The organism is Streptomyces sp. NPDC003943 (assembly GCF_053605265.1).
Genome location: NZ_JBSGIW010000017.1, coordinates 79,888 through 105,585 on the forward strand (window position 1 = coordinate 79,888; position 25,698 = coordinate 105,585).

At 70.8% G+C, this 25,698-nt stretch carries 24 protein-coding genes and 1 tRNA gene; 10 read left to right on the forward strand and 15 right to left on the reverse strand.

Annotation, left to right across the window (positions count from 1 at the left end):
* The first annotated feature begins 111 nt into the window (after positions 1–111).
* Positions 112–1,242, forward strand: a complete 1,131-nt coding sequence (locus ACWEV0_RS10480) for an acyl-CoA dehydrogenase family protein (protein WP_453148253.1) — start codon at positions 112–114, stop codon at positions 1,240–1,242.
* 48 nt (positions 1,243–1,290) lie between these two features.
* Here ACWEV0_RS10480 and ACWEV0_RS10485 read toward each other — a convergent pair whose 3' ends face one another.
* From ACWEV0_RS10485 to ACWEV0_RS10500, 4 genes are all read right to left on the reverse strand, one after another.
* On the reverse strand, positions 1,291–1,635 hold the full coding sequence (locus tag ACWEV0_RS10485) for a rhodanese-like domain-containing protein (protein WP_453148255.1): 345 nt from the start codon (positions 1,633–1,635) through the stop codon (positions 1,291–1,293).
* Between the two features lie 71 nt (positions 1,636–1,706).
* Positions 1,707–2,534: a hypothetical protein gene (locus ACWEV0_RS10490; RefSeq protein WP_453148292.1), complete on the reverse strand. Its 828-nt coding sequence runs from the start codon at positions 2,532–2,534 to the stop codon at positions 1,707–1,709.
* A 324-nt stretch (positions 2,535–2,858) separates the two neighbouring features.
* Entirely contained in the window at positions 2,859–4,409 is a 1,551-nt protein-coding gene (locus ACWEV0_RS10495) for a DUF2252 domain-containing protein (RefSeq protein WP_453148257.1), read from the reverse strand.
* Between the two features lie 158 nt (positions 4,410–4,567).
* A complete protein-coding gene (locus tag ACWEV0_RS10500) occupies positions 4,568–5,707 on the reverse strand; it encodes a hypothetical protein (RefSeq protein ID WP_453148259.1) in 1,140 nt (379 codons plus the stop codon).
* A 122-nt stretch (positions 5,708–5,829) separates the two neighbouring features.
* Here ACWEV0_RS10500 and ACWEV0_RS10505 point away from each other — a divergent pair, with 122 nt between their 5' ends.
* Positions 5,830–6,291, forward strand: coding sequence for a MarR family winged helix-turn-helix transcriptional regulator (locus tag ACWEV0_RS10505; protein ID WP_453148261.1), 462 nt, complete (start codon positions 5,830–5,832; stop codon positions 6,289–6,291).
* A 35-nt stretch (positions 6,292–6,326) separates the two neighbouring features.
* On the opposite strand, the gene ACWEV0_RS10510 is transcribed toward ACWEV0_RS10505, so the two are convergent.
* From ACWEV0_RS10510 to ACWEV0_RS10520, 3 genes are all read right to left on the reverse strand, one after another.
* Positions 6,327–6,962, reverse strand: a complete 636-nt coding sequence (locus ACWEV0_RS10510; RefSeq protein ID WP_403794257.1) for a response regulator transcription factor — start codon at positions 6,960–6,962, stop codon at positions 6,327–6,329.
* 130 nt (positions 6,963–7,092) lie between these two features.
* Complete coding sequence (locus ACWEV0_RS10515) at positions 7,093–8,937, reverse strand: sensor histidine kinase (RefSeq protein WP_453148263.1); 1,845 nt, start codon at positions 8,935–8,937, stop codon at positions 7,093–7,095.
* Positions 8,938–9,090: 153 nt separating this feature from the next.
* Positions 9,091–9,177 (reverse strand) — tRNA-Leu (locus ACWEV0_RS10520).
* A 538-nt stretch (positions 9,178–9,715) separates the two neighbouring features.
* On the opposite strand from ACWEV0_RS10520, the gene ACWEV0_RS10525 reads away from it, so the two are divergent.
* The 6 genes from ACWEV0_RS10525 (at position 9,716) to pknB (ending at position 18,083) form a co-directional block, all read left to right on the forward strand.
* On the forward strand, positions 9,716–10,570 hold the full coding sequence (locus tag ACWEV0_RS10525; RefSeq protein WP_453148265.1) for an FhaA domain-containing protein: 855 nt from the start codon (positions 9,716–9,718) through the stop codon (positions 10,568–10,570).
* 10 nt (positions 10,571–10,580) lie between these two features.
* Positions 10,581–11,105: an FHA domain-containing protein FhaB/FipA gene (locus ACWEV0_RS10530; RefSeq protein WP_453148267.1), complete on the forward strand. Its 525-nt coding sequence runs from the start codon at positions 10,581–10,583 to the stop codon at positions 11,103–11,105.
* Positions 11,106–11,291: 186 nt separating this feature from the next.
* A complete protein-coding gene (locus ACWEV0_RS10535) occupies positions 11,292–12,794 on the forward strand; it encodes a Stp1/IreP family PP2C-type Ser/Thr phosphatase (protein ID WP_453148269.1) in 1,503 nt (500 codons plus the stop codon).
* 28 nt (positions 12,795–12,822) lie between these two features.
* On the forward strand, positions 12,823–14,253 hold the full coding sequence (locus tag ACWEV0_RS10540) for an FtsW/RodA/SpoVE family cell cycle protein (RefSeq protein WP_403794266.1): 1,431 nt from the start codon (positions 12,823–12,825) through the stop codon (positions 14,251–14,253).
* Positions 14,250–15,713 carry a penicillin-binding transpeptidase domain-containing protein gene (locus ACWEV0_RS10545; RefSeq protein ID WP_453148271.1) on the forward strand — a complete coding sequence of 488 codons (1,464 nt, stop codon included), beginning with the start codon at positions 14,250–14,252 and terminating at the stop codon, positions 15,711–15,713. The genes ACWEV0_RS10540 and ACWEV0_RS10545 overlap by 4 nt, the downstream gene beginning before the upstream one ends.
* Positions 15,714–16,091: 378 nt before the next feature.
* Complete coding sequence (gene pknB / locus ACWEV0_RS10550; RefSeq protein ID WP_453148273.1) at positions 16,092–18,083, forward strand: Stk1 family PASTA domain-containing Ser/Thr kinase; 1,992 nt, start codon at positions 16,092–16,094, stop codon at positions 18,081–18,083.
* Positions 18,084–18,169: 86 nt separating this feature from the next.
* On the opposite strand, the gene ACWEV0_RS10555 is transcribed toward pknB, so the two are convergent.
* From ACWEV0_RS10555 to ACWEV0_RS10580, 6 genes are all read right to left on the reverse strand, one after another.
* A complete protein-coding gene (locus ACWEV0_RS10555) occupies positions 18,170–18,847 on the reverse strand; it encodes a class E sortase (RefSeq protein WP_453148275.1) in 678 nt (225 codons plus the stop codon).
* A 49-nt stretch (positions 18,848–18,896) separates the two neighbouring features.
* Positions 18,897–20,147 carry a class E sortase gene (locus ACWEV0_RS10560; RefSeq protein WP_453148276.1) on the reverse strand — a complete coding sequence of 417 codons (1,251 nt, stop codon included), beginning with the start codon at positions 20,145–20,147 and terminating at the stop codon, positions 18,897–18,899.
* Positions 20,144–20,782 carry an aminodeoxychorismate/anthranilate synthase component II gene (locus tag ACWEV0_RS10565; protein WP_451609355.1) on the reverse strand — a complete coding sequence of 213 codons (639 nt, stop codon included), beginning with the start codon at positions 20,780–20,782 and terminating at the stop codon, positions 20,144–20,146. The genes ACWEV0_RS10560 and ACWEV0_RS10565 overlap by 4 nt, the downstream gene beginning before the upstream one ends.
* Positions 20,779–20,940, reverse strand: a complete 162-nt coding sequence (locus tag ACWEV0_RS10570; RefSeq protein WP_030685828.1) for a hypothetical protein — start codon at positions 20,938–20,940, stop codon at positions 20,779–20,781. Before ACWEV0_RS10570 ends, ACWEV0_RS10565 begins: the two co-directional genes overlap by 4 nt.
* Before the next feature lie 64 nt (positions 20,941–21,004).
* Entirely contained in the window at positions 21,005–21,697 is a 693-nt protein-coding gene (locus tag ACWEV0_RS10575; protein WP_453148279.1) for a class E sortase, read from the reverse strand.
* A 15-nt stretch (positions 21,698–21,712) separates the two neighbouring features.
* Complete coding sequence (locus ACWEV0_RS10580; RefSeq protein ID WP_453148281.1) at positions 21,713–22,480, reverse strand: DUF881 domain-containing protein; 768 nt, start codon at positions 22,478–22,480, stop codon at positions 21,713–21,715.
* Positions 22,481–22,636: 156 nt separating this feature from the next.
* Between ACWEV0_RS10580 and crgA the strand changes: the two genes are divergently transcribed.
* Positions 22,637–22,894: a cell division protein CrgA gene (crgA, locus tag ACWEV0_RS10585; RefSeq protein ID WP_389210809.1), complete on the forward strand. Its 258-nt coding sequence runs from the start codon at positions 22,637–22,639 to the stop codon at positions 22,892–22,894.
* A 278-nt stretch (positions 22,895–23,172) separates the two neighbouring features.
* Here crgA and ACWEV0_RS10590 read toward each other — a convergent pair whose 3' ends face one another.
* Together ACWEV0_RS10590 and ACWEV0_RS10595 are read right to left on the reverse strand one after the other, a co-directional pair.
* Entirely contained in the window at positions 23,173–24,018 is an 846-nt protein-coding gene (locus ACWEV0_RS10590; RefSeq protein WP_453148283.1) for a rhomboid family intramembrane serine protease, read from the reverse strand.
* 138 nt (positions 24,019–24,156) lie between these two features.
* Positions 24,157–24,684 (reverse strand): peptidylprolyl isomerase, encoded by a 528-nt coding sequence (locus tag ACWEV0_RS10595; protein WP_453148285.1) that lies wholly within the window; start codon positions 24,682–24,684, stop codon positions 24,157–24,159.
* Positions 24,685–24,851: 167 nt separating this feature from the next.
* Between ACWEV0_RS10595 and ACWEV0_RS10600 the strand changes: the two genes are divergently transcribed.
* Positions 24,852–25,568 carry a DUF5324 family protein gene (locus ACWEV0_RS10600; RefSeq protein ID WP_453148287.1) on the forward strand — a complete coding sequence of 239 codons (717 nt, stop codon included), beginning with the start codon at positions 24,852–24,854 and terminating at the stop codon, positions 25,566–25,568.
* Positions 25,569–25,698: the final 130 nt, after the last annotated feature.

Genomic DNA, 25,698 nt, shown 5'->3' on the forward strand with positions numbered 1-25,698 from the left:
CCGCCGAAGGGCACCGTTCGGCCGCTGCCCGCCCATTCCCTTCCGGTAGAACCTGTTCTATCTTGACGATCCGTCAGATCCCGTCAGGGCAGGGCCGGAAGGGACAGGACCGTGGACTTCACCTTCACCGAAGAGCAGCAAGCCGCCGTCGAGGCGGCCAAGGCCGTCTTCGCCGACGTCACCCCCGACGCCGTACCCAGCCCCGCCCTCACCCCCGGCGCGGTCGCCGACGACCACGACCGCGCCCTCTGGGCCCGCCTCGCCGGCGCCGACCTCCTCGGCCTCGTCCTCGACCCCGCCCACGGCGGCTCCGGACTCGACCCCGTCGCCCTCTGCCTCGTACTGCGCGAATCCGCCCACGTCCTCGCCCGCGTCCCGCTCCTCGAAACCAGCGCCGTCGCGCTCACCCTGCAGCGATACGCCCCCGACACGGCGGCCGCCCTGCTGCCCCGGGTCGCCCGCGGCGAACTCGTCCTCACCGCCGCCGCCCACGGCCGCACCGGCCACGACCCGGCCCCGCTCGCCGTCACCGCCCACCGCGACACCACCGGCTGGACCCTCGACGGCCACACCACCAACGTCCCCTGGGCCCACCACGCCGACCACATCGCCGTACCCGCGCACACCCCCGACGGCCGCACCGTCCTCGCCCTGCTGCCCCGCGACCACGACGGCCTCACCCTGACCGACCAGTACGGCACCCACGGCGAACTCCTCGCCGCACTCCACCTCGACGACGTCCGCCTCGGCACCGCCGACGTCATCGACACCGAGGGCGCCTGGGAACGGCTGCACGGCCTCCTCGCCACCGGCACCTGCGCCCTCGCCCTCGGACTCGGCGAACAGGTCCTGACGCTGACCAGCCAGTACACCGGCAAACGGGAACAGTTCGGCCACCCCGTGGCCACCTTCCAGGCCGTCGCCGTCCAAGCCGCCGACCGCTACATCGACCTGCGCGCCATGGAGGTCACCCTCTGGCAGGCCGCCTGGCGCATCAGCACCGGCGCCGGCGCCGCACTACCCGCGGCCGCGGACATCGCCGTCGCCAAGATCTGGGCCGCAGAAGGCGTCCGCCGCGTCGTGCAGACCGCCCAGCACCTCCACGGCGGCTTCGGCGCCGACACCGACTACGCCCTGCACCGCTACCACGCCTGGGCCAAACACCTCGAGCTGTCCCTCGGCCCCGCCGCCCAGCACGAAGAGGAACTCGGCGACCTGCTCGCCACCCACCCCCTCGCCTGAAAGAGGCGCACCGGGAACGGGGGCCGGTACCAGTACCGGCCCCGGGAACTACAGCACGAAGGCGGGGTTTCCGCTGTCCGTCACCATCGGGCGCCCCGCACCGTCCCAGGCCAGCATGCCGCCGTCGACGTTCACCGCGTCGATGCCCTGCTGCACCAGGTACTGCGTGACCTGCGCCGACCGGCCGCCCACCCGGCACATCACGAACGCCCGACGCCCGTCGGCCACGGCCTCGGTCACCTCACCGAACCGCGCCACGAAGTCGCTCATCGGCACGTGCAGCGCACCCTCGACATGACCGGCCGCCCACTCGTCGTCCTCACGGACGTCGAGCACCAGAGCATCGGCCGGTACGGCAGCCACGTCGACCGACGGCAGCGGGGCGAAATTCATGGACCTGGCCTTCTCTCTGCAAACTCCGCGCCACACCCGGGCGCACCACCATCGAACCTACTGCACACCGCCTACTGAAGGAGCGCCGCAAGCTCCGACTCACGCTCGGCGACCTGCGTACGCAGCTGCTCCGCGATCTCCTCCAGCAGCCGGTCCGGGTCGTCCGGCGCCAGCCGCAGCATCGCGCCGATCGCGCTCTCCTCCAGCTCCCGCGCGACCAGCGACAGCATCTCCTTGCGCTGCGCCAGCCATTCGAGACGCGCGTACAGCTCCTCGGCCTCGCTGAGCCGCACCTCCGGCACCGGCCCCGCCGCCCACTCCGCCGCCAGCTCACGCAGCAGCGCCTCGTCGCCCCGGGCGTAGGCCGCGTTCACCCGCGTGATGAACTCCTCGCGCCGCTTGCGCTCGTCCTCTTCCCGCGCCAGATCCGGATGCGCCTGCCGCGCCAGATCCCGGTACAGCTTCCGCGCCTCGTCCGACGGCCGCACGCGCTTCGGCGGCTGCACCGACCGCTCCGTCAGCATCGCCGACGCCTCCGCCGAAAGCCCCTCGGAGTCGATCCAGTCGTCGAACAGCTCCTCGACCCCGGGCATCGGCAGGACCGCCGCCCGCGCCTCCCGCGCCCGCCGCACATCCTCCGGGTCGCCGGTCCGCGCCGCCTTCGCCTCCGCGATCTGCGCGTCCAGCTCGTCCAGCCGCGCGTACATCGGGCCCAGCCTCTGGTGGTGCAGCCGGGAGAAGTTCTCCACCTCGACCCGGAACGTCTCCACCGCGATCTCGAACTCGATCAGCGCCTGCTCCGCGACCCGGACAGCCTGATCCAGCCGCGCCTCGGGCCGCTCGCCACCATCCTGCCCGCCCTCGGGCCGATCACCTGCGGGCCGATCACCCTCGGACAGGTCACCCTCGGGCCGGTCATCCTCGGACAGGTCGCCCGCATGCAGGTCGCCGGCGGCCGGCGCACCGCCCGTCTGGTCGGCGCCGGGAAGGTGTTCGCCGACGGGCTGCCCGCCCGCACCCGGTTCGCCCTGGGGCCGGTCCTGGGACTCGCCACCCACGCCCTGGTCCACGCTCACGTCCACGCCCGTCCACGTCCTTGTTCCGGCTGGTCCCACCCAGCGTACGGTCCTCCAGGGGGGCCTCCCCCCCCTCCCTCCCCCTCCCCTCCCCCTTCTCCCCCTGGTCTTGGTCCTGCTGTGGCTCTGCAGCCGGGCGTCGTCGACTCAGACGCCGGTCTCCGCCGCTATGCGGCCCGTACGGATGGCCGACAGGAGGTCGGCGTGGTCCGCTGTGGTGCGGTCCGCGTAGGTGACGGCGAAGGTGGCGACGGCGTCGTCGAGCTCCTCGTTCTTGCCGCAGTAGCCGGCTATCAGGCGCGGGTCGGCGCTGTGGGCGTGGGCGCGGGCGAGCAGGGCGCCGGTCATGCGGCCGTAGTCGTCGAACTGGTCGGCGGTCAGGGCGGCGGGGTCGACGCTGCCCTTGCGGTTGCGGAACTGCCGTACCTGGAAGGGCCGGCCCTCGACCGTGGTCCAGCCGAGCAGGATGTCGCTGACGACCTGCATCCGCTTCTGTCCGAGCACCACGCGCCGGCCTTCGTGTCCGGTGTCGGGCGTGGTGAAGCCGACGGCCGGCAGGTGGGGCAGCAGTGCGGAGGGTCGGGCCTCCTTGACCTGGAGGACCAGCGGTTCGCCACGGTGGTCGAGGAGCAGCACCACATAGGAGCGGGTGCCGACACTGCCGGTGCCGACGACGCGGAAGGCCACGTCGTGGACGGCGTACCGGGCGAGCAGCGGCCGCCGGTCCTCGGAGACGGTGTCGAGGTAGGGGCCGAGGGCGGCGGCTACGGCCGCGGCCTCGGCGTCGCCGACCCGGCGCAGCACCGGGGGCGCGTCGACGAAGCGTCTGCCGCCGCCCTCGGCGTCCGCGACGGCTTCGGTGGAGCGGGCGGCGAACCGTGCGCTGGTGTTGTTGCGGGCCTTGGCCTCGACGCGTTCGAGGGTGCCTATGAGGTCGCGGGCGTCGGTGTGGGAGACGAGTTCCTCGTCGGCGATCGCGTTCCAGGCGTCGAGGGCGGGGAGCTTGGCGAGCAGCCGCATGGTGCGGCGGTAGGCGCCGACGGTGTCGAAGGCGGCGGCGCGGCAGGTGTCCTCGTCGGCGCCGGCCTCGCGTCCGGCGAGGACGAGGGAGGTGGCGAGGCGTTTGAGGTCCCATTCCCAGGGGCCGACGACGGTCTCGTCGAAGTCGTTGAGGTCGATGACGAGTCGTCCTCGGGCGTCTCCGTAGAGGCCGAAGTTGGCGGCATGGGCGTCGCCGCAGAGCTGGGCGGCTATGCCGGTGACGGGGGCGCCGGTGAGGTCGTGGGCCATGAGTCCGGCGGAGCCGCGGAGGAAGGCGAAGGGGCTGGCCGCCATGCGGCCGACCCTGATCGGCGTGAGTTCGGGTACGCGGCCCCGGCTGGACTCCTCGACGGCGCCCACGGCGTCGGGCCGGCCGGGGACGGCTTCGAGGTGGGCGTGCGCGGAGCGGGGGACGCGCTGCCGGAGCTCCTTGCCCCGCTGCCGGGCGGTGGCGGTGGTGGCGTCGGCCGCGGTGGTGCCGGCGGTGCGCCGGGCGAAGCCGGGGACATGCGGGATACGAGCCTGGCTGCCGGTGCCGCTGCCGCTGCCGCTGCCGCCGATCGTGAGGGCGGCGCCGTCGACGGTGATGACGGCGCCGCTGTCGGCGGTGCGCTCGTGCCCGCGCTGTTCCGGTACCGCTGTCGTGGTCTCGTCCATCGGACGCCCTCCCCCGCTGTTCGCTGTCGTGCCTGTGCCGACCGGCTGACCAACATCAACTCGGTCGACTGGGCATGACGGTACAGCCGGGGCCATCAGGCCGTCTCCCCCTGTGGACAACGGCCTGTGGACAACTTCGGCGGCCCGGTTCGCAGCGCTCAGACGCCGACCGCCTCCTCCATCTCCTCCTCGGCCTCGGCGGCCGCGGCAGCGTCGGCGGTGACGGCGGCGGCGGTCTCGGCGCGTGGCGCGGGCACGGCGGCGGCCCGGCGGCGGCTCTCGGTGAATCCGGCGGCGGCGACGAGGATCAGACCGGTGAGGAACCACAGCCCGAGGACGAGGACGTTGCCGCCCAGCGCGTGGCCGTCGAAGTAGACGTGGCCGCGGACGCCCTCCACGAATCCGGCGCCGTTCCAGAACGCGTGCAGCGAGCCGAAGAAGCCGGGCTGGAGTTCGGGCCGGTAGATGCCGCCGGAGCTGGTGAAGTTGAGCATCACGAACAGCACCATCACGCCGAGGGTGGTCCACCGCTTCAGATACGTGTGCAGTCCGACGCCGATGAACAGGATGCCCGCGCTGTACAGCCAGGACAGCGCCCAGACGCCGCCGAGGCCGTGGTCGACGAGGTGGAAGAGGGGTCCGGCGAAGACGGCGCCGACGAGGCTGACGACGAGCGACATGCCGGCGGCGAGGAGTGCCCGGATGCGCATGGGCAGTACGGCTCCGGCGCCGCCGATGACGGCCACGGAGGCGTAGGAGCCGATGCTGAGGGCGACGAGGAGGAAGAAGACGCCCTGGCCGGTGGGGTCACCCGAGGAGACGGGGGCGACGTCGGTGACCTTGAGGGGTTCGCCCTGGGTGGCGGCGACCTTGGTGAAGACCTTCTCGACGGCCATGGCGCTGGTGTCGGAGGCGGCGGAGGCGACCAGCAGCTCAGGCGAACGGGCACCCGCGCCCGTGCCCCTGGCCGCGCCCGTCTCCTCACCCGCCCTCGCACCTGCGCCCGCGCCCGGGATGTACGCGCCGAAGCTGGACTGGTCGCGCAGGGCGGCGGTGGCGGTGGCTCGGTCAGGGACCGTACGGACGTCGAGCGCGCCGGCTCCCTTGTCCTGGAGGGTCTGGGCGAGGACCTGCACCTGGGGGCCGGAGCCGACGATGTCGACGCGCAGATCGTGGGGTTCCGGGGCGTGGAAGGCACCGAGGTAGGCGAGGCCCATGCCGACGCACATCAGCAGCGGGGTGAGCAGATGCCCGAGGACGTGGCGCAATGCTCCCTTGGTGGTGGGTCCTGCGGACACCTGAACCTCCATGGTTGGCTTTTACAACTAAACAACGTTGTACTATACAACCGACAGGGCGGGTGTCGCGAATGCCCCCCCCACACACAGCAGCACCCCCACGGCAGCACCTAGGAGCCACCATGAGCGGCGGCGCGCGGGAGACCTCTCTCGACACCATCCAGCGGGAACTGACGGCCTTCGCCCGCCGGGCCCGGGCCGCCGCGGCCCGGCTCCACCCGGAGCTGCCGCTCGTCTCGTACACGCTCCTGGCCCATATCGACGACCAGAAGGGCTGCCGGGCCACCGACCTCGCCGCCCACTACCTCCTGGACAAGTCGACGGTCAGCCGGCAGATCGCGACCCTGGAGAAGCTCGGTCTGGTCGAGCGGCGTCCCGACCCGGACGACCACCGGGTCCAGGTCCTGCACCCCACCGAGGCGGGTACCCAGGTCCTCGCCTCGACGCAGGCCAGCCGCCTCGCCGCGTACGAGGAACGCCTCAAGGACTGGTCCGCCGAGGACCTCGCCGCCTTCGCCGGCTATCTGCTCCGCTACAACGCGGCGGGCGACGCCGGCCTCCCCACCCCCGACACCACGGCCTGACCACCCGACGCCGCCCTACCAGGGCTCCCGGGCGGCTACAGGCCGGCGTCCCGGGCCAGCAGCGCCGCCTGCACCCGGTTCTCGCAGCCCAGCTTGGCCAGGATCCGGCTCACATACGTCTTCACCGTGGCCTCGCTCATGTGCAGCCGCCGTCCCGCGTCCGCGTTGGAGAGGCCCTCCCCGAGCAGCGCGAGCACCTCGCGCTCGCGCTCGCTGAGCGCCGTCAGCCGGCCGCGTGCCTCCTCGGCGCGGGCCGCCTCCCGGCCCGAGGCGAGCCGCTCGACCACATGCCGGGTGGCGGCCGGCGACAGATAGGCGTCGCCCGCCGCGGCGGCCCGCACGGCCCGGATCAGCTCGGCCGGGGCGGTGTCCTTGAGCAGGAACCCGGCGCCGCCGTGCTCCAGGGCCCGCAGCACGTTCTCCCGCTCGCCGAAGGTGGTCAGCACGATCACCCGGGTCGCGGGCGCCGCACGGCGCAGCTCCGGCAGGGCGGACAGGCCGTCGAGGACGGGCATCTGGATGTCGAGCAGCAGCACGTCCGCCGCGTGCGCGCGCGACAGGTCGACCGCCTCCCGGCCGTTGACGGCCTCCGCGACGACCTCGATCTCCTGGTCGGAGGTGAGGATCATCCGGATGCCCGCCCTGATCAGCGGTTCGTCATCGGCGATCACGACCCTGATCCGCTGCCCCGCCCCTGCCCCAGCCACAGCCACTCCCCACCGGCTACCGGTTCGCCCGGGCGCGTCCCGCAGCCGGCCACGGCGTCGGCCACTGGCCGCTCGCCTCCGGCGCCGGTCCGCGCTAGCGCACCACGTCGTACGACTTCTTCTCGATCAGCTTGCCGTCCTTGAAGCAGAACCGGAAAACCGGCTCCCCCTCCGGGTCGTCGCCGATCTCGGCGCTCATCAGCACCAGGCACTTGGATCCCTCGGGCTCCTTGGGGCCCTTTCCGTGCAGGCCGGTGGTGGCGATGGTGTCCCCCGAAGGAAGGCTGTCGCGGACGTCCTTCTCGCTCTGGCCGATGGTGACCGCGTCGTACTGTCCCTGGTCGATCATTCCGTCGCTCATCGCGTTCTTCACCCCGAAGAACAGACCGAAGCCCGCCGCCACGATCAGCAGCACCACCGCGGCGACCGCTATCCCGCAGCCGATCGCGATCCCGGCGCCCGTGCTCCGACCCCTGCCTGCCTGCATCGCCATCGCCAGCTCCCGCTCGCTCACCGTCCAGTCGGACGGTCCGACTGCGACCCGACCACGATGGCCGCGCGGGGGTCCCTTCCTCTGCTGCCGGAAGTCGTCGGCCGCATCGACGAAAGGCGCGACGGAAGGCGCCGCGTACGGGTTGTCGTCGTCCGGGACGGCGAACGGGTCCATGTACGGCGCGGCCTCCACCGCCCCGTACGGCAGTACGCCGGCGACCCGGAAGCCGCCGCCGTCCGCGGGTCCGGCGTGGATCATGCCGCCGACCAGCCGGGCCCGCTCGTGCAGTCCGGTGAGGCCCTGGCCGCCGCTGACGACCCCGACGGGCTTCTCGGCCGGGTCCTCGTTGAAGACCTCGACGATGAACGCGTCGGGCTCGTAGCGCACCTCGACGGCGATCGTGGCGCCCGGCGCGTACTTGTACGCGTTCGTCAGGCCCTCCTGCACGATCCGGTACGCGGCGTGGTCGACGGCCGGCGCGAGCGCCCGGGCGTCGCCGTGCCGGGTCAGGCCGATCGTGGTCCCGGCGTGCCGGGCGGCCGTCACGAGCCCCTCGATGCCGGCGGTGCCGCGCGCGGCCTTGCCCGTCTCGTCGCCGGGCGGCAGGACCGGGACGCCCTGGCCGTCGTCGGGGGCCTCCACGCCGTCGCGCAGGATGCCGACTACCTCGCGCAGTTCGTGCATGGCGTCCACCGAGGCGTTGCGCAGCACCGCGACCGCCTGCCGTTGACGGTCGGTCAGGTGCGGGTCGACCTCCAAGGCGCCGGTGTGCACGGAGATCAGCGCCAGCTGGTGGCCGAGGCTGTCGTGCATGTCCTGGGCGATGCGCTGCCGCTCCCGCATCCTGGCCTGCCCGACGAGCATGGCCCGCTCCCGGAGCAGCTGCACGTTGCGCTCCTGCAGGGCGTGCAGCAGGGTCCGCCGCTGGGTCCAGTAGCGGTGGGCGAGGCCGGGCGCCAGCGTCGTACCGAGGAAGTACAGCGTCGAGACGAACGACACCGTCAGCATCCGGTGCTGGTCCCACGCCTCGAGCAGCGTGGCCACGATGTTCAGCGCGTACGCGGTGGAGAAGGCGGCGAGCGCCCGCCCGGCGCCCGCGATGTAGCGGCCCGCCGACCAGCCGATGAGGATCAGCAGCGCCAGGAAGCCCGGTATGAACGGCGCGAGGAGCGATGTGACGACCAGCACACTCGCGGGCAGCCGGCGCCGCACCAGCGAGAGCACGGCGGAGGCCACCGCGACCGCGGCGGTCTTCCAGCCCTCCCCGCCGATGAGTTCCTGCGTGCCGGCGGCCAGCAGCGCCATGACGACCGCGAGCACCAGCTCGCCCGCGGTCCTGCGGCGCGACCAGTGCCCGGGCACCACGAACCAGTGCCACGCGGCGGCCGGCCACGACCTGACGGTCCGGATGTTCATGACATCGCGGATCTTCGTACGAGCTTCCACGCCCGAACGATAGGCACCGGCCCGGCCCGTCCGCGTTCCTCTTTCGTCGTTCCCCGCACCGACGAAGGTCGACGAACGCCACGCGGAAGGAGAACGAACAGGGCGACAACAACGCGGAAGCCCCGTAGGTCTTGGACCTACGGGGCTTCCGTCTGGTGCGCGAGGGGGGAGTTGAACCCCCACGCCCTTGCGGGCACTGGAACCTGAATCCAGCGCGTCTGCCTATTCCGCCACCCGCGCATTGGGTGGTCTCCCGGCTCCCTCCCCTTTCGGTTCGTTCGCCTGGCGACATCTGAAGATTAGCACGTCGCAGGCCGTGGATTCACATCCGTTGTTTCGCCCCCGCCCCGACCGACCAAGGACAGAGGCAGGACAGAGGCAGGGAAAGGGCAGGGAAGGGACGGGGCAGGGGCAGGGCAGGGACGGGGCAGGGACGGAGGAGGAGGCAGGGAAGGGGCTGGAGAAGAGGCGGGAGAAGAGGCGGGAGGTGCGTCAGGAGGAGAGTCAGGAGACGGGTGCGGGAGAGGGATGGGACGGGAGAACGGGGGGAGACGGGGGGACAGGGTGAGACAGGTGACGCACCAGACCCTCCTGCTCCAACGCCCGGTGCGGGACACTGTCCACAGGCCGCCTCTACGATCCGTGGGGAAAGCCTGGCGGAATGCCTGTGAGAGGTGACACTCGTCCACAGGGCAGAGAAGGGGAACCAGCCGATTTCCCGACGCGTGGATACGATCAGTAAGCAGTACCAGGACGACAACGACGGAGGAGGTGCCCCATGGGAGTCCTGAAGCGGTTCGAGCAGCGACTCGAAGGTCTCGTCAACGGCACCTTCGCCAAGGTCTTCAAGTCCGAGGTCCAGCCCGTCGAGATCGCCGGCGCGCTCCAGCGCGAGTGCGACAACAACGCGACGATCTGGAACCGCGAGCGGACCGTCGTCCCCAACGACTTCATCGTGGAGCTGAGCGCGCCGGACTACGAGCGCCTCAGCCCCTACTCGGGGCAGCTCGGCGACGAGCTCGCCGGCCTGGTCAGGGACTACGCCAAGCAGCAGCGGTACACCTTCATGGGCCCGATCAAGGTCCACCTGGAGAAGGCCGACGACCTCGACACCGGTCTGTACCGGGTGCGCAGCCGCACGCTCGCGTCGAGTTCGTCACAGCCGCAGCCGCCCACCGGCCAGCCCCAGCACCCCGGCCAGCACCCGGGCCAGGGCCACGCGCAGCAGCCGGCCCGCGGCGGCTACGGCTACCCGCCGGCCGGCGCTCCGCCGATGCCCGCGGCCCCGCCGCCCGGCGCCCCGGCCATGCCCGCGCACCGTCCGCCGGCGCCCACCGCGGGCGGCGGCGGCCAGGTGCGCCGCTGGATCGAGATCAACGGCACGCGTCACCAGATCTCCCGCCCGACCCTGGTCCTCGGCCGCAGCACCGACGCGGACGTGAGGATCGACGATCCCGGCGTCTCGCGCCGGCACTGCGAGATCCGGACCGGAACGCCCTCGACGATCGCGGATCTCGGGTCCACCAACGGCATCGTGGTGGACGGGCAGCACACCACCCGCGCTACGCTCCGCGACGGCTCGCGGATCGTCGTGGGCAGCACCACCATCGTTTACCGGCAAGCCGAAGGGTGAAGCGGGGGCAATGTCAGAGCTGACCCTGACGGTCATGCGGCTGGGTTTCCTGGCCGTTCTGTGGCTGTTCGTCATCGTGGCCGTCCAGGTCATCCGTAGCGACCTGTTCGGCACGCGGGTCACCCAGCGAGGTTCCCGCCGTGCCGAGGCGCGCCCTCAGCAGGGCGGGCGGCAGCAGGCCGCGCCCCCGCAGCAGCGCGGCGGCCAGCCGAGCGCGGCGGCCGGGCGGCAGCGCCGCGGCGCGCCGACCAAGCTCGTCGTCTCCGAGGGCACCCTCACCGGCACGACGGTCGCCCTGCAGGGCCAGACCATCACGCTGGGCCGGGCACACGACTCGACGATCGTGCTGGACGACGACTACGCCTCCAGCCGGCACGCCAGGATCTACCCGGACCGGGACGGTCAGTGGATCGTCGAGGACCTCGGGTCCACCAACGGCACGTATCTCGACCGGACCCGCCTCACCACCGCCACCCCGATTCCGCTGGGCGCGCCGATCCGCATCGGCAAGACCGTCATCGAGCTGCGGAAGTAGTACGACAATGAGCGAGCGGAGCAGGCGCGCCGGGACGGTCCCCACGACGGGCCGCCCCGGGAACCGCGCGGCAGCCCGGGCAGCGGGCCAGGGCGGGTACGGGCTCCCGACCGGAGCGACCGGAGGGTGGGCAGTGTGGCTCGAGACCGGCGGCACCCCCAGGCGGCGCCGACAGGGCAGGTGGGCATGAGTCTTTCACTGCGTTTCGCCGCGGGCTCGCACAAGGGCATGATCCGCGAGGGCAACGAGGATTCCGGCTACGCCGGTCCCCGGCTGCTCGCGATCGCCGACGGCATGGGCGGCCAGGCCGCCGGTGAGGTCGCCTCGTCGGAGGTGATCTCCACGCTGGTGACGCTCGACGACGACGTCCCCGGCTCCGACATCCTCACCTCGCTGGGTACGGCGGTGCAGCGCGCCAACGACCAACTGCGGATGATGGTCGAGGAGGACCCGCAGCTGGAGGGCATGGGCACCACGCTCACCGCCCTGCTGTGGACCGGCCAGCGCCTCGGCCTGGTGCACGTGGGCGACTCCCGCGCCTATCTGCTGCGCGACGGCGTGCTCACGCAGATCACGCAGGACCACACCTGGGTGCAGCGGCTCGTCGACGAGGGCCGGATCACCGAGGAGGAGGCGACCACCCATCCGCAGCGTTCGCTGCTGATGCGGGCGCTCGGCAGCGGCGACCACGTCGAGCCGGACCTCTCCATCCGCGAGGTGCGGGCCGGTGACCGCTATCTGGTCTGCTCCGACGGCCTGTCGGGTGTCGTCTCGCACCAGACGCTCGAGGAGACCCTCGCCAGCTACCAGGGCCCGCAGGAGACCGTGCAGGAGCTGATCCAGCTCGCGCTGCGCGGCGGCGGCCCGGACAACATCACGGTGATCATCGCCGACGTCCTCGACGTCGACGGCGGCGACACCCTCGCCGGCCACATCAGCGACACCCCGGTGATCGTGGGCGCGGTCGCCGAGAACCAGCCGCAGCTGCACGACGGCGGCGCCATGCACACGCCCGCGGGCCGGGCCTCCGGCCTCGGCCGGCCGGCCCCGCACCAGCAGCCGCCCGCCGGCAGCTTCGGCCCGCCCGGCAGCGGCGAGGACCACGGCTACGGGTACGGCGGGATGCCGCCGCGGGGCTCCTTCGACGCGTACACGGAGGACGACTTCGTCAAGCCGCGTTCGGCGGGCCGGAAGTGGCTGAAGCGCTCCTTCTTCCTGGTGCTCGCCCTCGCCGTCGTCGGCGGCGGCTGTTACGGCGGATACCGCTGGACGCAGACGCAGTACTTCGTGGGCTCGAAGGACGAGCACGTGGCGCTGTACCGGGGCATCAGCCAGGACCTGGCGTGGCTGAAGCTCTCGGAGGTCGAGACCGACCACCCCGAGATCGAACTCAAGTACCTGCCGGCGTACCAGCGCAAGCAGGTCGAGGACACCATCGCGGGCGGCAGCCTCGACAAGGCGCAGACGAAGATCGCCGAGCTCGGGCTGCAGGCGTCGGCCTGCAAGAAGACCGAGCAGCGTCACAAGGCCGCCGCGGAGGCCGCGGACAAGGCGAGCAACCCGCCGCCGACCGACGGCGCCGCGTCGCCCAGCTCGTCGAACAAGAAGCCGACCACGGCCGCGCCGTCGCCCGGACCGACCCTGTCCGCGGAGGAGCAGAAGCTGGCCTCGAACTGCGGCAAGCAGTAAGCAGACCCGTAGGGGGCCTTTCACCACCATGAGCGTTGTCACCAACACGACCACCATCGGCGCCATCGAGGCGCCGAGCCGTCGCAACACCGAGCTGGCGCTGCTCGCGTTCGCCGTCGCCATCCCGGTGTTCGCGTACCTCAACGTCGGTCTGGCGATCGACGGCAAGGTGCCGCCGGGCATGCTCGGGTACGGGGCCGGCCTGACCCTGCTCGCGGGCGTCGCGCATCTCGTGGTGCGCAAGTGGGCCCCGTACGCGGACCCGCTGCTGCTGCCGCTGGCGACGCTGCTCAACGGGCTCGGCCTGGTGCTGATCTGGCGGCTCGACCAGTCGCCGCGGATCATCGCCCGGTACAAGACCTTCAGCCCCGACGCGCCGAACCAGATGATGTACTCGGCGATCGGCATCGCGATGTTCGTGGGCGTGCTGCTGCTCCTGAAGGACCACCGGGTGCTGCAGCGCTACACGTACATCTCCATGGCCGCGGCGCTCGTCCTGCTGCTGCTGCCGCTCGTGCCCGGCCTCGGCGCGGACGTCTTCGGCGCCAAGATCTGGATCAACGTCGCCGGCTTCTCCATCCAGCCCGGTGAGTTCGCCAAGCTGGTCCTGGCCGTGTTCTTCTCCGGCTATCTGATGGTGAAGAGGGACGCGCTGGCCCTGGCCAGCCGCCGGTTCATGGGGCTCTACCTGCCGCGTGGCCGTGACCTGGGCCCGATCCTGACGATCTGGGCGATCAGCCTGCTCATCCTGGTCTTCGAGAACGACCTCGGTACGTCGCTGCTGTTCTTCGGCATGTTCGTGATCATGCTGTACGTGGCCACGGAGCGGACGAGCTGGGTCGTGATGGGTCTGCTGATGTCGACCGCGGGCGCGGTCGTCGTCGGCTCCACGGCGAGCCACGTGCAGTCGCGTGTGGCCGCGTGGCTCGACCCGTTCGAGTGCCTGAAGACGGCGCCCGAGGGATCGAACATGGCCGCCGCCTGTGACCAGATGACGCAGGTGCTGATGTCGTTCGGTTCCGGCGGCATCCTCGGCACCGGCCTGGGCCAGGGCAACTCCGACCTGGTCGGCTTCGCCGCCAACTCCGACTTCATCTTCGCCACCGTCGGCGAGGAGCTCGGTCTGACCGGCGTGATGGTCTTCCTGCTCTTCTACGGGCTGATCATCGAGCGCGGTGTGCGCACGGCCCTCGCCGCCCGCGACCCGTTCGGCAAGCTCCTCGCGATGGGTCTGTCCGGCGCGTTCGCGCTGCAGATCTTCGTGGTGGCCGGCGGTGTGATGGGCCTGATCCCGCTGACCGGTATGACGATGCCGTTCCTCGCCTACGGTGGTTCGTCCGTGATCGCCAACTGGGCGCTGATCGGCATCCTGATCCGCATCAGCGACACCGCGCGCCGTCCCGCGCCCTCCCCCGCCCCGAACCCCGACGCCGAGATGACGCAGGTGGTCCGTCCGTGAACAAGCCGCTGCGCCGGGTCGCGATCTTCTGCGGCCTGCTGGTCCTCGCCCTGCTGCTGCGGGACAACTGGCTGCAGTTCGCCCGCGCCGAAGAGCTGAACGCCAACCCGAAGAACAAGCGGGTGACGATCGAGCGCTACTCCAACGCGCGGGGGAACATCATCGTCGACGGCAAGCCGATCACCGGCTCGGTCGACTCCGGTGACGACTTCTACGCGTTCAAGCGGACGTACGTCGACGGCCCCATGTGGGCGCCGGTGACGGGGTACGCCTCGCAGGCGTTCGACGCCAGCCAGATCGAGAAGATCGAGGACGGCATCCTCACCGGCAACGACGACCGGCTGTTCTTCGACCGCACGCTCGCCATGTTCACGGGCGAGAAGAAGAAGGGCGGCGACGTCGTCACCACCCTGAGCGGGGAAGCGCAGAAGGCCGCGTTCAAGGGGCTCGGTTCGAAGACGGGCGCCGTCGTGGCGATCGAGCCGTCGACGGGCAAGATCCTGGCGCTCGCCTCCACGCCGTCGTACGACCCCGGTTCCTTCGCCGGCTACCACAACAAGGACTCCGAGGCGTGGAACGCCCTGGAGAAGGACAAGGAAAAGCCGAAGCTGAACCGCGCGCTGCGCGAGATCTACCCGCCCGGCTCCGTCTTCAAGGTCGTCACGGCCGCGGCGGCGCTGGAGAGCGGCAAGATCACCGACATCAACGCGCCGACGGACACCCCCGAGGGCTGGAAGATCCCGCTCTCGACGATGCCGATGAAGAACCACGCCTCCGGCTGCGCCAACGCCAGCCTCAACGAGGCGCTGCGGATCTCCTGCAACTCGGTGTTCGCGAAGCTCGGTGACGACGTCGGCCGCGACAAGATGCTCGAGATGGCGCAGAAGTTCGGCTTCAACTCCGAGCAGTTCGTGCCGGTCCGCGCCGTCGCCTCGGTCTACGACAAGAACGCCGACCGCGGTGGCAACGCGCTCTCCTCGATCGGTCAGTTCAACACCGCGACGACGCCGCTGCAGATGGCGATGGTGACGGCCGCGATCGCCAACGACGGCAAGCTGATGAAGCCGTACATGATCGACGAGCTGCGGGCGCCGAACCTGGACGTCATCAAGAAGACGGAGCCGGAGGAGCTCAGCCGCCCGATCTCGCAGAAGACCGCGCAGCAGCTCCAGTCGATGATGGAGAACGTCGTCGAGAACGGCACCGGCCAGAACGCGGCCCTCGGCGGCGGCGTGAAGGTCGGCGGCAAGACCGGTACGGCGCAGCACGGCGAGAAGAACTCGAAGCGGCCGTACGCGTGGTTCATCTCGTACGCGAGGACCGACCAGGGTTCGCCGGTCGCGGTGGCCGTGATCGTCGAGGACTCGGCCGGCATCGACCGCGAGGACATCTCCGGTGGCGGTCTGGCGGCGCCGATCGCCAAGGCCGTGATGAAGGCGGTCCTCAAGAACCGCAACTGAGCCTTCCGACCGGAACCCGGCCCGGGACCGACCGGCACCGTCCGCCGACCGGCGAATGAACGGAGCGGATGACCGGAGCGGATGACCGGAGCGGGTAACCGGCCGAAGAGTGGCCGGAATCCGACGGAACTGGACAGACCGGATGGAAACGGACGGAACCGTGACCGATACCACGCCCGCGGCCGGGTCCCCGCCCGCGACCTGGGAAGGGACCGTTCCGGAGCGGTTCCGGGGCGCTCGGGGCCGTGTACCGGTCGGGTATCAGGTGGCGGTCGGCGGGCGAAGCGCCTCCTCGCGGCCGGTAGCGTATGCGCGAACAGCACACCGCCGGACCACACACGGGTGCGGTCGGGACAGACGGAGAGGGCTGGAGTAGCTATGGAAGAGCCGCGTCGCCTCGGCGGCCGGTACGAGCTGGGCTCGGTGCTCGGCCGTGGTGGCATGGCCGAGGTGTACCTCGCGCACGACACCCGGCTCGGCCGCACCGTCGCCGTGAAGACGCTGCGGGCCGACCTCGCCCGTGACCCGTCCTTCCAGGCCCGGTTCCGCCGTGAGGCCCAGTCGGCCGCCTCCCTGAACCACCCCGCGATCGTCGCGGTCTACGACACCGGCGAAGACATGGTGTACGACGGCGCCGCCGGAGCGGGCGGCGTCTCCATCCCGTACATCGTGATGGAGTACGTCGACGGGTCCACCCTGCGCGAGCTGCTGCACTCCGGGCGCAAGCTGCTGCCCGAGCGCACGCTGGAGATGACCGTCGGCATCCTCCAGGCGCTGGAGTACTCGCACCGCGCCGGGATCGTGCACCGCGACATCAAGCCGGCGAACGTCATGCTGACCCGCACCGGCCAGGTCAAGGTCATGGACTTCGGCATCGCGCGCGCCATGGGCGACGCGGGCATGACCATGACGCAGACGGCCGCGGTGATCGGCACGGCCCAGTACCTCTCCCCGGAGCAGGCCAAGGGCGAGCAGGTCGACGCCCGCTCCGACCTCTACTCCACCGGCTGTCTGCTCTACGAGCTGCTGACCGTGCGGCCGCCGTTCGTCGGCGACTCGCCGGTCGCCGTCGCGTACCAGCACGTGCGCGAGGAGCCGCAGCCGCCGAGCGTCTACGACCCCGAGATCACGCCCGAGATGGACGCCATCGTCCTGAAGGCCCTGGTCAAGGACCCCGACTACCGCTACCAGTCCGCCGACGAGATGCGCGCGGACATCGAGGCGTGCCTGGACGGCCAGCCGGTCGCGGCGACCGCCGCGATGGGCGCGGTCGGCTACGGCGGCGGCTACGGCGGCTACCCGGAGGACCAGCCGACGACGGCGCTGCGCCAGGCGGATTCGGCGGGCGCGCAGACCACGATGCTGCCGCCCATGAACCCGGACAACGGCGGCTACGGCTACGACGACCACACGGGCGGCCGCCGCCAGAACCGCCAGAAGAAGTCGAACACCTCGACGATACTGCTGGCCGTGGCCGGCCTCCTGGTGCTCGTCGGCGCGATCCTGATCGGCCGCTCGCTGACCTCCGGCAACGACAACGCGGACCAGGTGCCCGTACCGCTGCTCGTCGGCAAGTCGTTCAAGGAGGCCCAGGGCCTCGCGACGAACTCGCAGGTCAAGGTCGAGCAGAGCGGCAGCGAGCGCTGCGACCAGCCCAAGGGCTCGATCTGCAGCCAGAACCCCGCGTACACGGCGGACGCCAAGATGAACGTCGGCGACACGATCTCCGTCGTGGTGTCGGAGGGCGCGCCGCAGGTCGAGGTCCCGGACGTCACGGACAAGTTCCAGGACAAGGCCGAGGAGCTGCTCAAGGAGAAGGGCTTCCAGGTCTCCATCGAGGAGGAGGAGTCCGACCAGGAGCCGGGGCGGGTCCTGAAGCAGAGCCCTGACGGCGGCTCCAAGGCCGAGAAGAACTCCAAGGTCACGATCACCGTGGCGAAGAAGCAGAAGTCGAACCTGCCGGACGTCACCAGCCGCCAGTACGACGTGGCCGTCCAGCAGCTCCAGACGCTCGGCTTCAGCAACATCGCCCGGCAGGACGTCGACTCGGACCAGCCCGCCGGCACGGTCATCGACCAGACCCCGAAGGGCAACACGGGCCAGCCGAAGGACGTCCAGATCACGCTGAAGGTCTCCAAGGGCCCGCAGCAGCCGACCGGGCAGCCGGTCCCGCCGATCACGGGCATGACCCTCGACCAGGCCCGCGCCACGCTCGCCGCGTTCGGCTACCAGCTCGGCAACGTCGACGGCCCCAACGGCGGCGACGCCAAGGTCAAGGAGCAGGACCCGCAGCCCGGCACTCCGGGCCAGCCGAACCAGGCGGTCAACGTGAAGACGGAGAAGAGCGGCGGAGGCTGGTTCGGCCAGTAGCAGCCCCCACCCGCTGAAGAACCCCGGTTCGTGAAGCAAGCCCCGGCATCCATGGATGCCGGGGCTTGCTCCGTACCGTGCGGTGCCTACCGCAGCTCGGCCGGCGGCGTGCGCGCCGCGTCGACCTTCTGGGTGCGGACCAGTTCGCCCCACACGATGTAGCGGTAGTCCGAGGTGTACATCGGGGTGCAGGTCGTCAGGGTGATGTAGCGGCCCGGCTTGTGCTTGCCGGACTCCTCCGGGACGGCCTTGAGGACGTCCACGTTGTACTTCGTGGTCTCCGGGAGGACCTTGTAGACCTTGTAGACGTACCAGGTGTCCTTGGACTCGAAGACGATCGGGTCGCCGGTCCTGAGCTTGTGTATGTTGTGGAACTTCGCGCCGTGGCCGTCGCGGTGCGCGGCGAGCGTGAAGTTGCCCTGCTTGTCCTGCGGGAGGGCGGCCCTGATCGGGTCGGTGTAGTAGCCGGCGACGCCGCCGTTGAGGACGTCGGTGCCGGTGCCCTTCTTGACGAGGACCTCGCCGTCGCCCATGGCGGGCACGTGCAGGAAGCCGATGCCGTCCTTGGTGTCGAGCGCGCCGGGGCCGGCGGCGGCCCAGTGGTCGCGGACCTGGTCGCCTTCCTTGTCGGCGGCGCGGTCGGCGACGACGTTGGTCCACCACAGCGAGTAGACGACGAAGAGGCCGAGCACCAGGCCCGCGGTGATGAGGAGTTCACCGAAGACGCTGATGATCCCGGCGATCCGGTTGCGCGCACGTGCCACTGCGTCGTCCCGTCCTGAATGACCTGAGCCTGAGCCTGAGTGTGAGGGGTCAGCCTGTGAGCGCGGCCGGTTTCCCCTTGCTGCGCGGGCGTTCCTCGACCATCTTGCCCCACACGATCAGGCGGTAGGTGCTCGTGAACTCGGGCGTGCAGGTGGTGAGGGTGATGTAGCGGCCGGGCCCCTTGAAGCCGGACTGCTTCGGCACGGGCTCGATGACCGTGACGTTCGACGGCGAGGTCTGCGGCAGGATGCTCGCCATCTCGTACGTGTAGTACGCGTCGCGGGTCTCGACGACGATCGGGTCGCCCGGCTTCAGCTGGTTGATGTAACGGAACGGCTCGCCATGGGTGTTGCGGTGGCCGGCGACGGCGAAGTTGCCCTGCTTGTCGGCGGGCATGGCGGTCTTCAGCCTGCCCTCGCCGTAGTGGCCGACCATGCCCTTGTCGAGGACCTCGGTCTTGCTGATGCCCTCGGCGATGGGGACGACGACGTCCAGCTTGGGGATGTACATGATGGCGAAGCCCTTGCCGGGTTCGAAGGCTCCCGCCGGGTCGCCGCCCTGGTTGAAGGAGTTCTCGATCTCCTGCTTGGCCTCGTCGCTCTGCTGTCCGGCGCGGACGTTCGTCCACCACAACTGGTAGGTGACGAACAGGAGCATGACGACGCCGAAGGTGATGAAGAGCTCGCCGACGCCCCTGCTGAGGACGACGCCGAAGGACTCCTTGGCGGCGCGGGCGGCGCGCCGGGCCTCCACGCGGGAGAGCGGCCGGTCGGGCTGCTCCGGCGCGGTGACTGCGGGGGCCGGCTCGGGTGCGCCGCGGCCCTTGCGCCTGGCGGCACGGCGGCGCTCGGCCCGCCCGGGCCCGGGAAGCGGCTCGGCGGCCCGCGCGGGAGGCTCCTCGTCGACGACGGGCTCGGGGGCGGGCTCGTACGAGGGGGTGTCGTACGGCGGCTCGTACGGCGTCTCGTAGGAGGGCGGGGGTGTCTGTGGCGCCTCGTACGAGGAGGTGTGTTGCGGCGCCTCGTAAGACGGCGTCTCGTACGGCGCCGTCCCGTGCGGCGAGGTCTCGTACGGCGTCTCGTACGTCGGGGTCGGGTAGGCCGTGTCCTCGTACGGGGCCTGATAGGCCTCCTGTGGCGCCTGGGGCGGCTCAGGGGCCCCGTAGCCGCCCGGGGCCGGTATCGCCCCGTAGACGGCCGTCTCCGCCTCGTACGGCGCCTGTGGCGGCTGTACGGGGCCGGGCTCGCCTTCCGGTCCGGGCGGGTTCGTCGCCCGGAACCACGGCGACCCGGCCGTCACGCGACGGCCTTGCCCACCACCGGGGCGAGCCCCGCGGACCGTGCGACCGCTCCCTTGTCGCCGCACTCCACCAGCCAGTTGGCGAGCATCAGGTGGCCGTGCTCGGTGAGCACCGACTCGGGGTGGAACTGCACGCCTTCGACCGGCAGTTCACGGTGGCGCAGCCCCATGATGATGCCGTCCTCGGTGCGCGCCGTGACCTCCAGCTCGGCCGGCAGCGCGGCGGGCTCGGCGGCCAGCGAGTGGTAGCGGGTCGCGGTGAACGGCGAAGGCAGGCCCGCGAAGACGCCCTTGCCCTCGTGCGTGACCGGGGAGGTCTTGCCGTGCAGCAGCTCGGGGGCCCGGTCGACGACTCCGCCGTACGCGACGGCCATCGACTGCATGCCGAGGCACACGCCGAAGACCGGCACACCGGTCGCGGCGCAGTGGCGCACCATGTCGATGCACACGCCGGCCTGCTCGGGCGCGCCGGGACCGGGCGACAGCAGCACGCCGTCGAAGCCGTCCTGCGCGTGGGAGAGCTCCACCTCGTCGTTGCGGAGCACTTCGCACTCGGCACCGAGCTGGTAGAGGTACTGAACGAGGTTGAAGACGAAGCTGTCGTAGTTGTCGACGACGAGAATTCGCGCGCTCACTGGCCGTCCACCGTCACGTCATTGAACGGAAGCAGGGGCTCCGCCCAGGGGAACACGTACTGGAAGAGGACGTAGACGACCGCGAGGACCAGCACGACCGAGATCAGCGCCCGCACCCAGGCGTTGCCCGGCAGATGCCGCCAGATCCATCCGTACATGACGTCCGCAGCCCCTTCCGTTCGTTACGGGGACCAGAGTACGGGTCGCAGCGGCGGTCAGGGGTCAGCTGTCCAAACCCTGTGGACGACCGGCCGTGACCGGCCGGGTGGCGTCCAGGTGGCCCCAGACGATCAGCCGGTGGCTGCTGCCCCACTCCGGGTCGCAGGTGGTGAGGGTGAGGTAGCGGCCCGGGCTCCGGAAGGGCGACTTGCGCGGTACGGGGTCGATGACGCCGGTGTCGGTGGGGACGGTCCGGTAGGGCGCGCGGTCGATCCGGTACGTGTACCAGGTCGTCCCGTCGTTGAGGACGACGGCGTCTCCCGGGCGCAGCCGGGGGAAGTCCTTGAAGGGGTCGCCGTGGGTGCGGCGGTGTCCGGCGACGGAGAAGTTGCCGGTGGCGCCGAGGCGGGCGGTGCCGGCGTAGTGGCCGAGGCCCTTCTTCAGGATGCCCGGCCCGGTGCCCTCCAGGACGGGCCACTCCCAGTCCGCGCCGAGCCGGGGCACGTACATGACGGCGATGCCCTTGCCGGCGGTGTACGGCTCGGGCGCGGCCTCCTGGGTACCGGCCCCCGGGGGCGGGGCCGGCGCGGGGTCGACGGGGCGGGCCGCCCATTCCTGCTGGAGGGTGTCGAGCTGTCCGGCGACGGCGTCCTCGGCCTGGACGCCGGTCCAGTACATGACGTACGCGACAAAGAGGACGATCAGGGCTCCGGCGGTGATGCACAGCTCGCTGAGGGTCCTGACGACGAGACGCAAGCGGCCCTCCCGCTGTCAGCTCACCGGCTTCGCGTAGTGGAGGTCCACTGTGCCCGAGTAGCCGGGCAGAGTCACCGCCTTGTGCTCGTCCACTTTCCAGCCGAGCCCGTACGCCTTCACGTAGAGCCGGTAGTTCTGGATCGCCGGGGAGTCGGCGAGGGCCTTGTTCAGCTTGTCGCGGTCACCGACAGCGGTGATCTTGTAGGGCGGCGAGTAGACGCGGCCCTGGAGGATCAGGGTGTTGCCGACGCAGCGCACGGCGCTCGTGGAGATGAGCCGCTGGTCCATGACCTTGATGCCCTTGGCACCGCCCAGCCACAGGGCGTTGACGACGGCCTGGAGGTCCTGCTGGTGGATGACCAGGTCGTTGGCCTGCGGCTCGGGGTAGCCGGGGGCGGCCTGGGCGTTCGGCGGGGCGTCGTTGAGGGTGACGCTGAGGCCGGGGCCGGAGGTCTCGGTGGTGCCGGCGGCGTTCTCCAGGGCGCGCAGGCGCGCGTCCTGGGCCTTGGTTGAGCCGTCGTCGCGGGCGGCGAGGGCGTCGACCTGGTGGCGCAGGCCGGCGGCGTTCTCGTCGAGCACGGCGTTCTTGTGGCTGCGCTCCTCGATCAGGTCGGAGAGCCGCAGCAGCGACGCGTCGGTGCGGAGGTTGGTGCCCTTCGCGGCGAGGAAGCTGGTCACGAAGATCAGTCCGGCGAGGGCGAAGACGGCAGCGGTCAGCACCCGGACCGGGCGCCACCTGAGGCTTCGGCCCGGCCGTTCGGGAGAGTCGGCGGAATTGCTCAACGTACCCTGATCCCCTTCGGTGCCGCGGAACCACTACGCTAACGGACGCCCGGGGGGACTCAGCGGTCCGCTTCGTCACGTCCCGCCCCCGTCCCGTCCCGGCGCCAGCCACAGTTCCCTGCGCGGTCACGCAGCGCATCGACAGGAGAGTCCCTCGTGCCGAAGTCACGGATCCGCAAGAAGGCCGACTACACGCCGCCGCCCGCGACGAAGCAGGCCGCGTCCATCAAGCTGACGAACCGCAGCTGGGTGGCGCCGGTGATGCTGGCGATGTTCGCCATCGGGCTGGTGTGGATCGTGGTCTTCTACGTCACCGACGGCACTCTGCCGGTCAAGGCCATCAACAACTGGAACATCGTGGTGGGCTTCGGTTTCATCGCGGCCGGGTTCGGCGTCTCCACGCAGTGGAAGTGACGCGCAAAGCTCTGCCCTGAGTTATCCACAGTGTTGTGCACAGCACTGGATAACTTACGAAGATCTGTGGATAACTCGCACCAGGTTGACGCCAGTACGACCGCGAGACCTCTGATCGAACCTGTTCGCATACGTACTTCGCCCTCCGCTTCTGACCGGAAATCCCAGGTCAGAGGCGGAGGGCTTGGTCATGTCCAGACCAGAGTGTGCCGATCGACACACACTGTGGATAACTCTGGGGAAAGCTTTCCCGGAAGCTCGTCCACAGCCCTCTCCGCTCAGGTGAGCGCGGCCGTCCGGCCGAGCACGATCCCCAGGTCGATCAGCAGCATCAGCGCACAGACCCCGTACTGCACGAGGTCCCGCCTGGCCCGCGGCGCGTGCACGAGCCCGTACGTCACCAGCGCGCCGGCCACCAGGCCGCCGATGTGCGCCTCCCAGGAGACGCCGGGCCGGGCGAAGGTGAAGACGAGCGAGATCGCCACGAAGAGGAAGACCGGCCGCATGTCGTAGCGCCGGCGCCGGGCGAGCACCACCCAGGAGCCGATCAGGCCGAAGACGATCCCGGAGGCGCCGAGCGACGCCTGGTTCGGGGCGTCGAGCAGATAGACCAGCGCGGAGCCGGAGAGCCCGGAGATCAGGCACACGGCGGCGTAGCGGATCCGGCCGAGCTCCGGTTCGACGATCCCGCCGATCACCCACAGCCCCAGCATGTTGAAGACGAAGTGGGCGACCTCCTGGTGCAGGAAGGCCGAGGTGATCAGCCGGTACCACTCGCCGTCCGCGACGCCGACGACCTCGCCGAGCGCCGGGTTGTAGGCGTACCCGATCATGACCAGCTCGTCCACGAAGCGGGCGCCCGCCGCCTGCACCGCGATGAACAGTGCCAGGTTGACCGCGATGATGATCTTGGTGACGAGCCGCCCGTCCTTCGACACCCGGCCGCCCGCGATGGTCCGCGGCTGGTTGACGTGCGGCGCGTGGCCCGTACCCGAGCCGTTCCTGACGCAGTCCGGGCACTGGAAGCCGACGGAGGCCGGAACCATGCACTCCGGACAGATCGGCCGGTCGCAGCGGGTGCAGCGGATGCCGGTCTCGCGGTCCGGATGGCGGTAGCAGTGCATCGAGTCCTCCGAGGACGGACGGGTCTGCGGGCGGCGGGCGCGGTCAGCACGTCGCCCCGCCCTCCTTACGGACGGGCGGGGCGCGAAGGTTCCCGGAAGGCCCCCGGAAGGTTCCCGGAGAGCCGGCGGGGGCGGGTGTCAGCGGCTCTCGATGACGACGGTCTCGATGACGACGTCGTCCACCGGGCGGTCCGTGCGCGGGTTGGTCTCGGTCGCGACGATGGCGTCCACGACCGCCTTGCTGTCCTTGCCGACAACCTCGCCGAAGATCGTGTGCTTCCGGGTGAGCCAGTTCGTCGGGGCGACCGTGATGAAGAACTGCGAGCCGTTGGTGCCCGGGCCGGCGTTGGCCATCGCGAGCAGGTACGGCTTGTCGAAGAAGAGCTCGGGGTGGAACTCGTCGGCGAACTCGTAGCCCGGGCCGCCGGTGCCGTTCCCGAGCGGGTCGCCGCCCTGGATCATGAAGCCCTTGATCACCCGGTGGAAGACCGTGCCGTCGTAGAGCGGGGCCGTGGACTTCTCGCCGGTCGCCGGGTGGGTCCACTCGCGCTCGCCGCGGGCGAGTTCGACGAAGTTCCGGACCGTCTTGGGGGCGTGGAACGGCAGCAGCCGAATCTCGATGTCCCCCTTGTTGGTCTTCAGGGTCGCGTACAGCTGCTCGGCCACGTTCTGCCTTCCTCCACCACTCCACGCACTACACGTTCGTGCGCATCCTCGCATGGCCGCATGCCCCGGATGCCCGTCCCGCATGCCGGGGAACGGCCGGGCAGGCATGATTCCGAAAAGGATGGAAAGGTGAAAACCCGACATCGCCACCGAGGAGGAGGAATCCCGTGACCCGCATGGAGAGCGTGCGCGCCGCGACAGGTTCGGCGAAGGAGAGCGTTCTGCACGCCGCGGAAGTGGTGGCGCCGTACGCCGGCTCGGCCAGGGACCAGGCCGTTCAGTACGCGCACGAGGCGCGCGTCTACCTCGCGCCGAAGGTCTCGAAGGCCGCGTCACAGGCCCGTAATCAGGCACGTCTGCAGTACGACGCGTATGTCGCGCCACACGTGCCGTCGCGGGTCGACGAAGTCGCGCAACGTGCCGCGGCCGTGACCCGTAAGGCCGCCCGTCAGGCGACCGACTACACCGTTCCGCGTGTCGAACACGCGGTCTCCGCGACCGGTCCCGTCCTCGAGGAGCTCTACGAGGAGGCCGGGTCGCGTTCGACAGCCGCCTGGGCCGCGCTGCGCGGTCAGGTGACGCCGAAGGACGTTCGGATGATCATCAGGAGGCATGAGCGCCGGGCGAGGGCCGGACGCGTCGCCAAGGGTCTGCTGATCCTCGGCGTGCTGGTCGGCGGCGCGTTCGCCGCCTGGAAGTGGTGGGACAAACAGGCCAACCCCGACTGGCTGGTCGAGCCGCCCGCGCCCACCGAGGTGGACGAGGGGAGTGCACGGTCGTCGGTCGACGACGACGCGTCCCTCGATCCCGAGGTGGAGGCCAAGGAGGCCGAGGCGAAAGCCGATGCGGAAGGGGCCGCGGACCGCGACGAGGGCCGGCGCTGAGCCGACGTCACTCTCGCTGAACCGAAGGGCCGAAAGACCGGAAGGTCGGAAGGTCGGAAGGTCGGAGGGCCGTAGGGCGTGGCGGAGGCTTACGCCACGCCCAACCCGGCCGCGGAGCCGGCGGTCGACC